General features: G+C 68.6%; 13 protein-coding genes. 10 read left to right on the top strand and 3 right to left on the bottom strand.

Annotated elements, in window-relative coordinates:
• Positions 1–35 precede the first annotated feature (35 nt).
• Positions 36–2,267: a PhoX family protein gene (locus ACWV14_RS31020; protein ID WP_454905687.1), complete on the top strand. Its 2,232-nt coding sequence runs from the start codon at positions 36–38 to the stop codon at positions 2,265–2,267.
• 91 nt (positions 2,268–2,358) lie between these two features.
• On the opposite strand, the gene ACWV14_RS31015 is transcribed toward ACWV14_RS31020, so the two are convergent.
• Complete coding sequence (locus ACWV14_RS31015; RefSeq protein WP_454905685.1) at positions 2,359–2,826, bottom strand: Lrp/AsnC family transcriptional regulator; 468 nt, start codon at positions 2,824–2,826, stop codon at positions 2,359–2,361.
• 105 nt (positions 2,827–2,931) lie between these two features.
• Here ACWV14_RS31015 and mdeB point away from each other — a divergent pair, with 105 nt between their 5' ends.
• The 9 genes from mdeB to ACWV14_RS30970 all read left to right on the top strand — a co-directional run bounded on the left by mdeB (position 2,932) and on the right by ACWV14_RS30970 (position 13,326).
• Entirely contained in the window at positions 2,932–5,598 is a 2,667-nt protein-coding gene (gene mdeB, locus ACWV14_RS31010; RefSeq protein ID WP_454905683.1) for an alpha-ketoglutarate dehydrogenase, read from the top strand.
• A 73-nt stretch (positions 5,599–5,671) separates the two neighbouring features.
• A complete protein-coding gene (locus ACWV14_RS31005) occupies positions 5,672–6,448 on the top strand; it encodes a FadR/GntR family transcriptional regulator (RefSeq protein ID WP_454905681.1) in 777 nt (258 codons plus the stop codon).
• 131 nt (positions 6,449–6,579) lie between these two features.
• Entirely contained in the window at positions 6,580–7,500 is a 921-nt protein-coding gene (ltnD, locus tag ACWV14_RS31000) for an L-threonate dehydrogenase (protein ID WP_454905679.1), read from the top strand.
• Between the two features lie 25 nt (positions 7,501–7,525).
• Positions 7,526–8,539, top strand: coding sequence for a D-erythronate dehydrogenase (gene denD, locus ACWV14_RS30995; protein ID WP_454905678.1), 1,014 nt, complete (start codon positions 7,526–7,528; stop codon positions 8,537–8,539).
• A 3-nt stretch (positions 8,540–8,542) separates the two neighbouring features.
• On the top strand, positions 8,543–9,877 hold the full coding sequence (otnK, locus tag ACWV14_RS30990) for a 3-oxo-tetronate kinase (protein ID WP_454905676.1): 1,335 nt from the start codon (positions 8,543–8,545) through the stop codon (positions 9,875–9,877).
• A gap of 283 nt (positions 9,878–10,160) precedes the next feature.
• Positions 10,161–10,826, top strand: a complete 666-nt coding sequence (locus tag ACWV14_RS30985; protein WP_454905674.1) for a class II aldolase/adducin family protein — start codon at positions 10,161–10,163, stop codon at positions 10,824–10,826.
• Positions 10,827–10,838: 12 nt separating this feature from the next.
• Positions 10,839–11,657, top strand: coding sequence for a 2-oxo-tetronate isomerase (gene otnI / locus ACWV14_RS30980; protein WP_454905672.1), 819 nt, complete (start codon positions 10,839–10,841; stop codon positions 11,655–11,657).
• Positions 11,654–12,862 carry an amidohydrolase family protein gene (locus ACWV14_RS30975; protein WP_454905670.1) on the top strand — a complete coding sequence of 403 codons (1,209 nt, stop codon included), beginning with the start codon at positions 11,654–11,656 and terminating at the stop codon, positions 12,860–12,862. The genes otnI and ACWV14_RS30975 overlap by 4 nt, the downstream gene beginning before the upstream one ends.
• Positions 12,859–13,326 (top strand): RidA family protein, encoded by a 468-nt coding sequence (locus ACWV14_RS30970; RefSeq protein ID WP_369630641.1) that lies wholly within the window; start codon positions 12,859–12,861, stop codon positions 13,324–13,326. The genes ACWV14_RS30975 and ACWV14_RS30970 overlap by 4 nt, the downstream gene beginning before the upstream one ends.
• Here ACWV14_RS30970 and ACWV14_RS30965 read toward each other — a convergent pair.
• Complete coding sequence (locus tag ACWV14_RS30965; protein WP_454905668.1) at positions 13,319–14,008, bottom strand: TetR family transcriptional regulator C-terminal domain-containing protein; 690 nt, start codon at positions 14,006–14,008, stop codon at positions 13,319–13,321. The genes ACWV14_RS30970 and ACWV14_RS30965 overlap by 8 nt on opposite strands.
• Complete coding sequence (locus tag ACWV14_RS30960) at positions 14,005–14,967, bottom strand: PDR/VanB family oxidoreductase (protein ID WP_454905666.1); 963 nt, start codon at positions 14,965–14,967, stop codon at positions 14,005–14,007. Before ACWV14_RS30960 ends, ACWV14_RS30965 begins: the two co-directional genes overlap by 4 nt.
• Between the last annotated feature and the right edge of the window lie 24 nt (positions 14,968–14,991).

Genomic DNA, 14,991 nt, shown 5'->3' with positions numbered 1-14,991 from the left:
TTTCCTTTCCATCCCCACGAAGAAAGACATTGCGCATGACCGCAAACACCCGCACCGACGATCCCTCGGTCGACCTCGACGACATCGGCACCAACCCCACGTCGAACCCCTCGTTCACCGACCTGATCGCCGCGCGCCTGAGCCGCCGGCGCCTGTTCGGCCTCGGCGCCGGCACCGCCGGCACGGCCCTGCTGCAAGCCTGCGGCGGCGGTGGCGGCGCAGGCGCCGCACCCTTCCCGATCCTGCCGCCGGCACCCGCACCTGCCCCCGCGCCGGCACCGGCCCCCGCCGGTCCGATGAAGCTCGGCTTCAATGCCGTCGCCAAGAGCCTCGCCGACGTGGTTGCCGTGCCCGCCGGCTACACCGCCAGCGTGCTGTACCGCCTGGGTGACCCGACCGCAGCCGGTGTCGCCGCCTACAAGAACGACGGCACCGACGACGCAACCACCTACGACCGCCGCGCCGGCGACCACCACGACGGCATGACCTTCTTCGGCATGAACGCGTCGAACAAGTGGGACGCCACCAGCGCCACGCGCGGCCTGCTCGTGATGAACCACGAAGCCATCACGCCCGTGTTCCTGCACCCCACGGGCCAGACCACTGTCAGCGGCGTGCGCACGGTTGCCGATGAAGTGCTGCGCGAGTTCTACCTGCACGGCGTGAGCGTCATCGAGGTCAACAAGAGCGGCAGCACCTGGAGCTACAAGCAGGACTCGAGCTTCAACCGCCGCGTCCACACCCTGACCGAAATGACCTTGTCCGGCCCGGCCGCCAAGACCGATTACCTGAAGACCAAGTACTCGACCGACGGCAGCAAGACCCGCGGCACTGTCAATAACTGCGCCAACGGCACCACGCCGTGGGGCACGTACCTGACCTGCGAAGAGAACTGGGCCGGTTACTTCCGCCGCATCAAGGCGAACGACGACGTCAACCGCTCTGCCAAGGAACTTGCCTCCTTCAGCCGTTACGGCGTCGCCGGCACCGGCCGCGAACTCTGGGCCACCGTCACGCCCGACACCGCCGACAACCTGTATGGCCGCTGGAACACCGAAGTCGTGGCTGTGACCGGCACCGCCACCGACGACTACCGCAACGGCGCCAACACCTACGGCTGGGTGGTCGAGATCGACCCCTTCAACCCCACCAGCACTCCGAAGAAGCGCACCGCGCTCGGCCGCTTCGGCCACGAAGGCGCCTGCCTGGGCCCGGTCGTGGTCGGCAAGCCGCTCGTCTGGTACATGGGCGACGACTCGCAGAACGAGTACCTCTACAAGTTCGTTTCCACCAAGAACTGGGATGCGGCTGACATCGGCGGCGGCATTGCGGCCGGCGACAAGTACATGGACGACGGCAAGCTCTACGTCGCCAAGTTCAAGGCCGACGGCACGGGCGACTGGCTCGAGCTCAAGCTCGGCGTGAACAACATCACCGCGAGCTACGCCAGCTACGCGTTTGCCGACGCGGCCGACGTCGTGATCAACGCGCGCCATGCAGCCGACGCAGCCGGCGCCACGAGGATGGACCGTCCGGAATGGACGGCGGTGAATCCGAAGAATGGCGAGGTGTACCTCACCTTGACCAATAACGCGGCTCGCACGATCAATGGCACCGACGCAGCCAACCCGCGCTTCTACAACGACCCCAAGGGCACGACCCCGCAGCGGGGCAACCCGAACGGCCACATCATCCGCTTTGCCGACACCGGCGGTGACCCTGCGGCCGTCAGCTTCAAGTGGGACGTGTACCTGTTCGGCGCGCGCTCGACCGCATCTGCCGACGTGAACGTGTCCGCCCTCGGCGCCGACAACGACTTCTCCAGCCCCGACGGCATGTGGTTCAGCCAGGCGGCGCCCGGCCTGCTGTGGATCGAGACCGACGACGGCAAGTACACCGACGTGACCAACTGCATGCTGCTCGGGGCACTGCCTGGCAAGGTCGGCGACGGTGCGTCCAAAACCATCACCAACTTCGACGGTGCTACCACCGTGCAGCAAAAGACTTTCGTCGGCAAGGCCCCGGGCACCGACGGTCTGCGCCGCTTCCTGGTCGGCCCGGTGGAGTGCGAGATCACCGGCATTGCCGAATCGGGCGATGGCCGCGCGCTGTTCGTGAATATCCAGCACCCCGGCGAGGACACGAAGGTGGCCGACATCACGACCCCGACGAAGTTCTCCAGCCACTGGCCTGAAGGCGGCAACGCCCGCCCGCGCTCGGCGACCATCGTCATCACGAAGAACGACGGCGGCCTGATCGGCCTGTAGGCAAGGGTCGCCCCTTCCGGAAGGGAACACCGTGGAACCGGCTCTGCCGGTCCACCGGTGTCGCCCCCGGCGAGGGGGCCTGGGGAAGTACCTACTCTTTCGGCAACGGCAGCGCCGTCTTGTATCTCACCTGCTTGAGCGCAAAGCTCGAGCGGATCTTCTCGATCCCAGGAATCGGCGTGAGCTGCTCCATGATGAATTTCTCCAGCGCCGCCATGTCGGCCACGGCGATGCGGATCAGGTAGTCGCTGTCGCCTGTCATCAGGTAGCACTCCATCACCTCGTCGTGCTCGGCGATGCGCTGTTCCAGGTCGGCGAGCGACTGCCGGTTCTGCGCCGCGAGGCTGATCGAGATGAACACGTTGAGCCCGAGGCCCAGCGCCTTGGGGTTCGCGAGCGCCACGTAGCGGTCGATCACGCCGTGGGTCTCGAGCGCCTTCACGCGGGCCAGGCAAGGCGACGGCGACAGGTGCACGCGGCGCGCGAGTTCCACGTTCGACAGCGCCCCGTCGCGTTGCAGTTCATCAAGAATGCGCAGGTCTATGGTGTCGAGTTGCATGAAATGCCGCGTCTCCTTTGTTTCGCGGAATTTTATGCCGCGAGGTGCGCATGGACTTGCATGCGCCGGTAGCTAATTCTTCGCATGCCGGCCTAAAGTGCCGTCATGAACGCCCCGATTTCCGCCGACCAGATGCGCGCGCTGCTGCTTGATACGCCGCTGTCGCACGACCCCGATCCCGCCGAGACCGCCGAGTGGCGCGACGCCTTCGTGGCGCTGGCGCAGACCCAGGGGCCGCAGCGCGCCAAGCAGATGCTGACCGAGCTGGCACGGCTGGCGCGACAGCAGCGCATCGGCTGGCAGCCCGAGCTGGCCACGCCGTACGTCAACACCATCGCCGCGCAAGACCAGCCGCCGTTCCCGGGCGACCTGGCCATCGAGGAAAAGCTCGCCTCGCTGATGCGCTGGAACGCGCTCGCGATGGTGGCCAAGGCCAACCAGGCGTACGGCGAACTCGGTGGCCACATCGCCAGCTATGCCAGCGCGGCCGATCTTTTCGAAACCGGGTTCAACCATTTCTTCCATGCGCGCAGCGACGCCCATCGCGGCGACCTGGTGTTCTTCCAGCCGCACAGCGCGCCGGGCGTCTATGCCCGCGCCTACCTCGAAGGCCGCCTGAGTGAAGAAGACCTGAAGCACTACCGCCAGGAACTCACCGCGCCTGCCTTCACCGACGGCAGCGGCGCGCGCGGCCTGTGCAGCTATCCGCACCCGTACCTGATGCCGGACTTCTGGCAGTTCCCCACCGGGTCGATGGGCATCGGCCCGATCAGCTCGATCTACCACGCGCGCTTCATGCGCTACCTCACGCACCGCAACCTGCTGAACTGCGAAGGCCGCAAGGTGTGGGGCGTGTTCGGCGACGGCGAGATGGACGAGCCCGAGTCGATGAGCGCATTGACGCTCGCCGCGCGCGAGAAGCTCGACAACCTCGTGTGGGTGGTCAACTGCAACCTGCAGCGGCTCGACGGCCCGGTGCGCGGCAACGGCCGCATCATCGACGAGCTCGAAAAGCTCTTTGCCGGCGCTGGCTGGAACGTCATCAAGCTGGTGTGGGGCAGCGACTGGGACGGGCTCTTCGCGCAGGACGTGAGCGGCGCCCTGGCCCGCGTGTTCGCCAACACCGTCGACGGCCAGATGCAGACCTTCGCGGCCAAGGACGGCCGCTTCAACCGCGACAACTTCTTCGGCCAGAACCCCGAACTCGCGCGCCTGGCCGAAGGCATGACCGACGAGCAGATCGACCGCCTCAAGCGCGGCGGCCACGACCTGGTGAAGATCCATGCGGCCTACGCGGCGGCGGCAAGGCACAAGGGACAGCCCACTGTGATCCTTGCCCACACCAAGAAGGGCTACGGCATGGGCAGTGCCGCGCAGGGCAAGATGACCACGCACTCGCACAAGAAGATGGGCGACGTGGACCTGATCGAATTCCGCGACCGCTTCAACCTGCCGCTGACCGACGCGCAGGCCACGGCGATGGACTTCTACCGCCCGCCGGAAGACAGCGCCGAGATGCGCTACCTGCGCCAGCACCGCGAGGCGCTCGGCGGCGCCATGCCCCGGCGCGAGACCGCCTGCGAGGTGGTGCCCAAGCCCGACATCGCGAGCTATGCCCAGTTCGCGACCGCGGCCGCCGGCAAGGAAATGAGCACCACCATGGCCTTCGTGCGCATGCTGGGCAACCTGCTGAAAGACCCGGCCCTGGGCCCGCGCATCGTGCCCATCGTGGCCGACGAGGCGCGCACCTTCGGCATGGCCAACCTGTTCAAGCAGGTCGGCATCTACTCGAGCGTGGGCCAGCGCTATGCGCCGGAAGACATCGGCTCGGTGCTGAGCTACCGCGAAGCCACCGACGGGCAGATCCTCGAAGAAGGCATCAGCGAGGCCGGCGCCATCGCGAGCTGGACGGCGGCGGCCACCAGCTACAGCGTGCACGGCCTGGCGATGCTGCCGTTCTACATCTACTACTCGATGTTCGGCTTCCAGCGCGTGGGCGATGCCATCTGGGCCGCGGCCGACCAGCGTGCGCGCGGCTTCCTGCTGGGCGCCACGTCGGGGCGCACCACGCTCGGCGGCGAAGGCCTGCAGCATCAGGACGGCAGCAGCCACCTGGTGGCCGCGACCATTCCCAACTGCAAGGCCTACGACCCGGCGTATGCGGGCGAGATGGCGGTGATCGTCGACGCGGGCATCCGCGAGATGATGGTCGAGCAGCAGGACGTGTTCTATTACGTCACGCTCATGAACGAGAACTACGCGCAGCCTGATGTGCCCGAGGGCGCACAAGGCGACATCCTGCGCGGCTGCTACCGCTTCGGCACTTACGCGCCTGCATCGGGCAAGGCGAACAAAGCGCAAGGGAAGGTCACGCTGATGGGCTCGGGCGCGATCCTCACCGAGGTGGTCAAGGCCGCGCAGCTGCTGGCCGACGAAGGCATCGAGGCCGAGGTGTTCAGCGTCACGAGCTGGAGCGAACTTGCACGCGACGGGCTGGCCTGTGAGCAGCGCGCGCTGGCTGGCGAGAAAGAAGCCGGCACCGCGTTCGTTGCGCAGCAACTCGGCAAGGACAGCAAGGCTCCGATCATTGCCGCCACCGACTATGTGCGCGCCGTGCCAGAGAGCGTGCGCGCCTTCCTCCCCGAAGGCCGCCGCTACATCACGCTGGGCACCGACGGCTTCGGCCGCAGCGACACGCGCGCTGCGCTGCGGGGGTTCTTCGGGGTGGATGCGGCCAGCATCGCGAACGCCGCGCGTCACGCGCTGGCCTGAGCGGGCCGGCAAGGGCGGAAATTGGCCGCGCGGGGCCTGCGTTAGAGTCGCAGCCCATCGCCGCACCACGCCAATGACCGCCCGCTTCCAGTCCGTCGCCCCCACCGTCCGCCTGGCGGACCAGGTGGCCGACGCGCTGGTCGCCGAGGTGCGCAGCGGCCGCCTGTCCGAAGGCGACCGGCTGCCCACCGAGACCGCATTGGCCGCGCAGTTCGGCGTGAGCCGCACCGTGGTGCGCGAAGCGGTGTCGCGGCTCAAGTCGCTGGGCCTGGTCGATTCGCGCCAGGGCAGCGGCGTGTACGTGCGCGCCGCCGGCATCGAACCGCTGCGCTTCGAGATGCCGCATGTCGCCTCGCGCGAGGCGGTGATCCAGATGGTCGAGCTGCGCCGCGCCCTCGAAGCCGAGGTGGCCGCGCTGGCCGCCGAGCGGCGCACCGAGGCCGACCTGCGCAGCATCCGTGAAGCCATCAAGGCGCTCGAGGCGGCGGTGGCGGATGGCGGCAACGGCGCAGACGAAGACGTGCGCTTCCACACCGCAATCGCCGAGGCCGCGCGCAACCCCTTTCTTCTCGGCACGCTGCAGTACCTGCGGCAGTTCCTGCATGGCGCCACCCGCGTCACGCGCGCCAACGAGGCACGCCGCGCCGACTTCGCCGCCCAGGTGGCACGGGAGCATGCGCTGATCGTCGATGCCATCGACGCGGGCGACCCGGTGCGCGCGCGCGAGGCGGCCAAGTCGCACATGGACAACGCGATCCGCCGCATCGAGCAGGCCGACCCGGCGTTCTGGCAGCAGGAGGGCGCGCAGCTCGCGCGGCCATTGGTCGAAGGCTGGCCCGCGCGCAACTGAGCCCACGCATGGCCCCAGGGTGCGGGTTAGATCGGATCGGCCCCAATGACGAGAATTTGTATGATGACCTTACAAATTGAGCCGCAGGCCATCGAGGCCTACGCTGTACACCGTTCAAGGAAAGCCCCTCCATGACCTCTTCACCCATCCCCGTCGTCGGCCTCGTGGGCCTTGGTGCAATGGGCGCCGGCATGGCGCAGTCGCTGCGCCGCGCGGGCCATGCGCCGCATGTGTTCGACGTGCGCCGCGAAGCCGCCGAAGCCTTCGCCCGCGACGGCGGCACGGCCTGCGCCACGCTCGAGGCGCTGGGCGCGCAGTGCGACATCGTGGTGTCCGTCGTCGTGAACGCCGCGCAGACCGAGTCGGTGCTGTTCGGCGACGGCACCACGCCCGGCTGCGCCGCGTCGATGAAGCCCGGCAGCCTGTTCGTGATGTGCTCCACCGTCGATCCGAACTGGTCGGTGGCACTCGAAGCGCGCCTCGGGAAGCTGGGCATCCTGTACCTCGACGCGCCCATTTCCGGCGGCGCCGCCAAGGCCGCGAGCGGCCAGATGACGATGATGACCGCCGGCACGCCCGCCGCCTACGAAAAGGCCGGCGCCGTGCTCGACGCGATGGCCGCCAAGGTCTACCGCCTCGGCGACCGCGCGGGCGCGGGCAGCAAGGTGAAGGTCATCAACCAGCTGCTGGCCGGTGTGCACATCGCCGCCGCGGCTGAGGCAATGGCGCTGGGCTTGCGCGAAGGCGTGGACCCGGCCGCGCTGTACGAAGTCATCACGCACAGCGCGGGCAACAGCTGGATGTTCGAGAACCGCATGGCGCACGTGCTGGCGGGCGACTACACGCCGCTGTCGGCCGTCGACATCTTCGTGAAGGACCTGGGGCTGGTGCTCGACGTGGCGCGGGCCAGCAAGTTTCCACTGCCGCTGTCGTCCACCGCGCACCAGATGTTCATGCAGGCCTCGACCGCGGGCTACGCGCGCGAGGACGACAGCGCGGTCATCAAGATCTTCCCCGGCATCGAAGTGCCGGCCCCGAAAAAAGAAGCCTGAAGAGAAAGCAGAGAGAGACACACACATGAACATCCTCATCACCGGCGGCTGCGGTTTTCTCGGCGCCCGCCTCGCCCGAACGCTGCTTGCCGGAGGCCCTCTCGCGCTGGCCGGCGGCGCCGCGCAGCCCGTGTCGCGCATCACCCTGGCCGACCGCGTGCCGCCGCCCGCCGACCTGGCCGGCGATGCGCGCGTGCAGTTCGTGCAGGGCGACCTGCTCAAACAGCTTGCGAGCGGCGCACTGCCCATCGCCGAGACGCAGCTCGTGTTCCACCTCGCTGCCGCCGTCAGCGGCGAGTGCGAGGCTGACTTCGACCTCGGCATGCGCAGCAACCTCGACGCCACGCGCGGCCTGCTCGAAGCAGCGCGCCGCGCCGGCCATGCACCGGTGTTCGTGTTCTCCAGCTCGGTCGCGGTGTTCGGCGATTCGCCCGAGCAGCGCCTGCCGGCGGTGATCGAAGACACCACGCTGCCGACGCCGCAGAACAGCTACGGCATCCAGAAGTTCATCGGCGAGCAGCTGGTGGCCGACTTCACGCGCAAGGGCTTCGTGCAGGGCCGCAACGTGCGGCTCATGACGGTGTCGGTGCGCCCGGGCAAGCCCAACGGCGCGGCCTCCAGCTTCCTCAGCGGCATGCTGCGCGAGCCGCTGGCCGGCGAGCGCGCGCGCTGCCCCGTGCCGCCCGACACGCCGGTCGCGCTGGCCTCTCCCGGCAACACCGTCGCGGGCATCATCCGCGCGGCCACGGCAAGCGCCACCGAGTGGGGCGCGCGCACAGCCATCAACCTGCCCGCGCTCACCACCACCGTGCGCGACATGGCGCAGGCGCTCGAACGCATCGCGGGCAAGGAAGCCACCGGCCTGATCGACTGGGAGCCCGACGCCGCCGTCGCGAAGATCGTCACCAGCTGGCCCAGCCGCATCCATGCCGCGCGCGCCGAGGCGCTGGGCCTGAAGGCCGACGCCAGCTTCGACGCCATCCTGCGCGACTACGTGCGCGAGAACGCGCAGGCCGTAAAGCTGCCGCTGAAGGGCTGAGCCATGGCCAAGCTCATGCTCGGCTGCATCGCCGACGATTTCACAGGCGCCACCGACCTCGCCAACAACCTCGTGCGCGCCGGCATGCGCGTGGTGCAGGCCATCGGCGTGCCCGAAGCAAGCGCGCGTCCCCTTGGGGGGCAGCGAGGACACGAAGTGCCGAGCGTGGGGGCCGAACTACCGCCGCTCGATGCGGATGTCGATGCCGTGGTCGTCGCGCTCAAGTCGCGGACCATCGCGCCGGCCGAAGCCATCGCGCAATCGCTGGCCGCGCTGCGCTGGTTGCAGGCACAGGGCGCGCACCAGATCTACTTCAAGTACTGCTCCACCTTCGACAGCACGCCGCAGGGCAACATAGGCCCCGTCACCGAGGCGCTGATGGACGCGCTGAACTGCGGCTTCACCATCGCCACCCCCGCCTTCCCCGACAACAAGCGCACCGTGTTCAAGGGCTACCTGTTCGCGGGCGACGTGCTGCTCAACGAAAGCGGCATGCAGAACCATCCGCTCACGCCGATGACCGACCCGAACCTGGTGCGCGTGCTGCAGGCGCAGTGCACGCGCAAGGTGGGGCTGATCGACTACGCCGTTGTGGCGCGCGGTGCGGCGGCCATCGACGAACGCATCGCTCAGCTCAAGGCCGAGGGCATTTCGATCGCCATCGTCGACGCCGTCTCCAACGACGACCTGCTGCGCATGGGCCCCGCGCTCGCGAAGATGCCGCTCGTCACCGCAGGCTCCGGCGTTGCCATCGGCCTGCCGGCCAACTTCGGGCTGGCACCTTCGTCGCAGGCCAGCGCATTGCCGAAGGCCGGCGGCAGGACGGCGGTCGTGTCGGGCAGCTGCTCCCTCGCCACCAACAGGCAGGTGCAAGACTTCATCCAGCGCGGCGGCGCGGCCATGGCCATCGACCCGTTGCGCATAGCGCAGCGAGTGGACGTCGCAGCAGAAGTGCTGGCGTGGGCCGCGCCGTTGATCGACAAGGGCCCCGTGCTCGTCTATTCCACAGCCGATGCCGGCGCCGTGAAGTCGGTGCAAGGAAAACTCGGCGTGGAGGAGGCCGGCGCATTGGTCGAGCGCACCATTGCCGCCATCGCGCGTGGCCTGGTCGAACGCGGCGTGCGCCAACTGGTGGTGGCCGGTGGCGAAACCTCCGGCGCATGCGTGCAGGCGCTGGGTATCGACCAGATGCAGATCGGCCCGCAGATCGACCCTGGCGTGCCGTGGTGCCATGCGCGCTCCGACGCAGCGCCGGAGGCTGGCTTGCACATTGCATTGAAGTCGGGCAACTTCGGCAGCGATGACTTTTTTACCAAGGCGTTTGCGGTGCTCGAATGACGTTCGTGTTGCAGGGGCGCGCTCACGCCGACGGGGTACCTTGCTCCGCGAATGTCCCCCGGCCTGCGGCCCCCTCCTCTATTTCGCTGCGCAAGGCACCCCATCGTCGTGAGCGTTGGACAGAGCGCCGGTTGATCGGCCGAGCACCAGCAGCGTGCCCACTGCACAGGGCATCGGGTGCTCCCCGCAGCGAAATAAAGGAGGAGGGCGAAGCCCGGGGGACATTCGCGGAGGGGAGTACCCGGTGGCCTGTGCAGTCCCCCGAACAACAGCGTTAAAAGAAATGACCGAAACCCAAGCAAGAGAAGAAATCTGCCGCACAGGCCGCAGCCTGTTCGACAGGGGCTACGTGCATGCCACCGCCGGCAACATCAGCGTGCGGCTGGACGACGGCTTCCTCATCACGCCGACCGATGCCTGCCTCGGCTTTCTCGACCCCGCGCGCCTTGCAAGGCTCGACGCGCAAGGCCGCCAGACAAGCGGCGACCGCGCCAGCAAGACCATCGCACTGCATACGCGCATCTACGCCGCCGCGCGCAAGTTCGACGCACACACCGCCTGCGTCATCCATACCCACAGCACCCACTGCGTCGCGCTCACATTGAACCCAACGGGCGACGAACTGCTGCCCGCGCTCACACCCTACTTCGTGATGAAAGTCGGCCATGTGCCCGTCATTCCGTACCACCGCCCCGGCGCGCCAGAGGCGGCCGAACAAGTCGCGCAGGCCATCGAACGCATGGGCGCGGCCGGCACGCCGATCCGCGCCGTGATGCTCACCCGCCTGGGCCCCAACGTCTGGCACGACACCCCCGCCGCCGCCATGTCCGTACTCGAGGAACTCGAGGAAACCGCCCGGCTCCAGATGCTCACGCAGGCTGCAGGGCCAGAGCCGCTGGACGCCGCACAGATCGATGAACTGCGCCGCACCTTCGGCGCGCGCTGGTAGTAAAAACACCCCATGCCCCAATTCGCCGCCAACCTCTCGATGCTCTACCCGGAGCTCGACTTCCTCGACCGCTTCGACGCCGCCGCCAAAGACGGCTTCCAGGGCGTCGAATACCTCTTCCCCTATGCCTTCCCGCAGAAGGAAATCGTTGCCCGCCTGCAGGCCAACGGCCTGAAGCAGGTGCTCTTCAACGGCCCGCCCGGCGACTGGGACGGCGGCGACCGCGGCCTCGCCTGCCTGCCGGGGCGCGACGCCGAATTCCGCGAAGGCATCGCCCGGGCCATCGACTACGCCGTGGCACTCGACTGCCCGCGCATCCACGTCATGGCAGGCCTAGTGCCCGAAGGCCTGGAGCGCGAGGCGGTGCAGGCCGTGTACCTCGACAACCTGCGCTGGGCCGCCACCGAAGCCGCCAAGGCCGGCCGCGACGTGCTGATCGAACCCATCAACACACGCGACATTCCGCGCTTCTTCCTCAACCGGCAAGACCATGCGCACGAGATCGTCGAGGCTGTCGGCGCGCCCAACCTCAAGGTCCAGATGGACCTGTACCACTGCCAGATCGTCGAAGGCGACGTGGCGATGAAGATCCGCAAGTACCTGCCCACCGGCCGCGTCGGCCACCTGCAGATCGCCGGCGTGCCCGAGCGCCACGAGCCCGACATCGGCGAGCAGAACTACCCCTACCTGTTCGAGGTGATCGACGAGGTGTCGGCGCAGTGCGGCTGGCAGGGCTGGGTCGGCTGCGAGTACCGGCCCGCCCGCGGCGCCGAGCCCGGCGGTACGTCGGCCGGCCTGGGCTGGCTGCGCGCCTGGCGGCAGCGCGCATGAAGCTCGAAGCGTTGCGCATTCCGGCGCCGCTGCGAGGCTTCGGCGCCGGCGACGCGCAGCTGTTCGACATCGTGCTGGCCGCCGGCAAGGTCGAATCGATCACGCCGAGCGCCGAGCAAAAGCACGCGCGTGGCACGCTGCTGAGCGCGCTGGTCGAGGCCCATGCGCACATCGACAAGAACTACACCGTGCAGGACGTGGGCGCCGCGCAGGGCAACCTGTTCGTGGCCATCGACCGCATGAACAAGCATCGCGACAGCTGGACCGGCGAGTCGCTGCGCCTGCGCATGGAGCGCGCACTGCACGACGCATGGCAGTGCGGCACCCGCGCGCTGCGCACGCACCTCGACTGGGTGCAGGCCGAGCCGCCGGCAGCGCTGGCCGTGTTCGAAGCCCTGCGCGAGGAATGGCGCGGCCGTGTCGAACTGCAGTTCGTCTCGCTCACGCCGCTCGATCTGTTCGCCGACCTCGCGGCCGGCGAGCGCATCGCGCGCGAGGTGAAGCGCGCGGGCGGCGTGCTGGGTGCGTTCGTGTACCGCAACGATGGCATCGTGCACAAGCTGGGGCGCGTCTTCGACCTGGCGCAGCAGCACGGGCTGGCGCTCGACTTCCATGTGGACGAAGGGCTCGACGCCGAAGCTGGCGGCCTGCGCAGCATCGCGCAGTTGGTGCGCGCGCGCGACTTCAAGGGCAGCGTGGCCTGCGGCCATGCCTGCTCGCTGTCGGTGCAGGACGATGCGGTCGCCGGCGAAACCCTTGCGCTGTGCGCGGGCGCCGGGCTGCATCTCATCGCGCTGCCCACCACCAACCTCTACCTGCAGGGCGCGTGGGACCGCACGCCTGTGCAGCGCGGCATCACGCGCATCCGCGAGGCGGCGGCACGGGGCTTGCGTGCGAGCCTGGCGACCGACAACGTGCAGGACGCCTTCTATCCCTACGGCAGCTACGACCTGCTGGAGACATTCGGCCTCGGCGTGCAGGTGGCGCACCTGGCGCCCGCGGCCGACTGGCTAGACACCGTCACCGTGAACCCCGCGAAGGCGCTGGGGCTCGCGTGGGACGGGCGCATCGCACCGGGCTGCCCGGCGGACCTGCTGGTGCTGTCGGCCACCGACGAACACGAACTCATCGGCCCGCGCGGAAGGCAACGCACCGTCATCCGCGCCGGCCGGATCATCGAGAAAAATCTGGAGAAAACCCAATGAGCATGGGCAAGCCAATGGCCAACTACGCCGCCGCCAAGCGCGTCGGCGATTTCGTCTTCATGAGCGGCGTGGTCGCGGTCGACCCGGCCACGCGCCGCGCCGTCGCCGGCTACGACGCCATTCCCGAAGAAGCGCGCACCGCGCTGCAGGGCGTGGGCTACGCCACCGGCCAGATGTCGGTGGACGTGTTCGAGGCACCCATCGTGGCGCAGAGCTGGTTCGTGCTGGAGCGCATCCGCCAGATCGCCGCCGAGCACGGCGGCACCATGGAAGACGTGGTGAAGCTGGTGCAGTACTTCCGCCACCTGCCGCACTACGCCTTCTACAACCGCGTGCGCGGCCTGTTCTATCCGGGCGAGCCGCCGGTGAGCACGGTGGTCGAGGTGTCGCGCTTCCTGCCGGGGGACGAGGTGCTGGTGGAAGTCGAAGCGACGATGTACCTGCCGCAGCGCGCGGCTACTTGACCCCCGCGCCCTTGAGCAGGAACTCGGTCACCTGCTCGATCAGGTAGCGCCGGTCTTTCTCGTCGCCCTGCTGCGCCACGTCGCGGTAGTAGGCGGCCTGCGTGGCGTGGTCGGCGTAGAACTGCGTCACGGCCCAGATGTGGAACAGCACCAGCATCGGGTCGGCCTTGTCCATCAGGCCCTGGTTCATCCAGTTCTGGATCACGGCGGCGGCCTGGTCGGTGCGGGCCTTGCTCGTGGTCATCATGTCGTTGATGACCGGCGCGCCGCGCATCATCTCGGCCGTGAAGATCCGCGAGCGCAGCGGATGATCGAACGAGAACACCATCTTGCGGCGGATCAGGTCGCCCAGCACCTTGCGCGGGCCGAAGGCCTCGTCGCTGAAGCCGAACACCACGATCCAGTCGGTGAGGATGTCCTGCAGCACCTGCCGGTACAGCGCTTCCTTGCTCTCGATGTAGTAGTGCAGCTGCGCCTTCGACAGCCCCGCCTTGTCGGCGATGGCCTGGGTCGATGCGCCGGCGAGTCCTTCACTGGCGAAGACCTCGATGGCGGCCTGGTTGATGAGGCCGAGTACCTGCGTGTACTTGCGCGAGCGGCCGCGCGTGGCGGGAGCTTCGCCGTCGCCCTCGTCGGCAACGACGGGGGGCGTGGTGGTGGTGGTGGAAGCGCGCGCGTTCACAGCTGAAGCACCAGCTCCGTGCCCTTGGCGCGGGAGCAGCACAGCGCCACCTTGTGGCGGCGCTCGCTGCCGGTCAGGCAGAAGTCGCGGTGTTCGGCGCCTTCGCCGTCGCCCTCGACCACGCAGGTGCCGCACAAGCCCTGCTGGCACGACACCGGAATGTCGATGCCGACCTCGTGCAGCGCATCGACAGCGGTCTGGTCGGCCGCCACCGGCACGCTGATGCCGCGCCGCGCCAGCTTGAGCGTGAAGGGCAGGCCGGTGGTGGTGTTGGCGTCGGTGGGTGCGGCGAAGTATTCGGCGTGCAGCGCGTCTTCCGGCCAGTGCGCGGCCGCGTCGCGTACTGCCTGCATGAAGCCGCCCGGTCCGCAGACGTAGAGATGCGTGCCCGGCGCACGCTCGGCCAGCAGCGCGCGCAGGTCGATGCGCTGAGAGGCATCGCCCTGGTCGAGGTGCAGCCGCAGATGCGGCGCCAGCGAGGGCGCGTGCAGCGCATCGGCGAACGCCAGGTGCTCCTCGCTGCGCGCGAACACGCACAGCGTGAAGCCGGCGCCGCGCGCCGCGAGCGCCTGCGCCATCGCCAGCAGCGGCGTCATGCCGATGCCGCCGGCCAGCAGCAGATGGTGCTTGGCTTCCTCGCGCAGCGGGAAGGTGTTGCGCGGGGCGCTGATCGGCAGCAGGTCGCCTTCGCGCACGCGCTCGTGCATCGAGGCCGAGCCGCCGCGGCTGCCGAGTTCGCGCTTCACGCCGATCACGTACGACGCCGCGTTGCCCGAAGGTGCCCGCGCCAGCGAGTACTGGCGCGAGAAGCCGCCCGGCATGTGCACGTCGATGTGCGCGCCGGCCTCGTAGGACGGCAGCGGCCGGCCCCACGGGTGGGCCAGCTCGAAGGCCAGGATTTCCGGCGTCTGCCGCGAGATGCGTTCGACGCGGACGGTGAGCGTGCGTTCGAGGCTCATGGTGCGGGCTCCCTATTCTTTCTG

The organism is Variovorax durovernensis (assembly GCF_977011995.1).
Note: the sequence above shows the minus strand (reverse complement) of the source record. Positions and strands in the feature narration are given on the sequence as shown.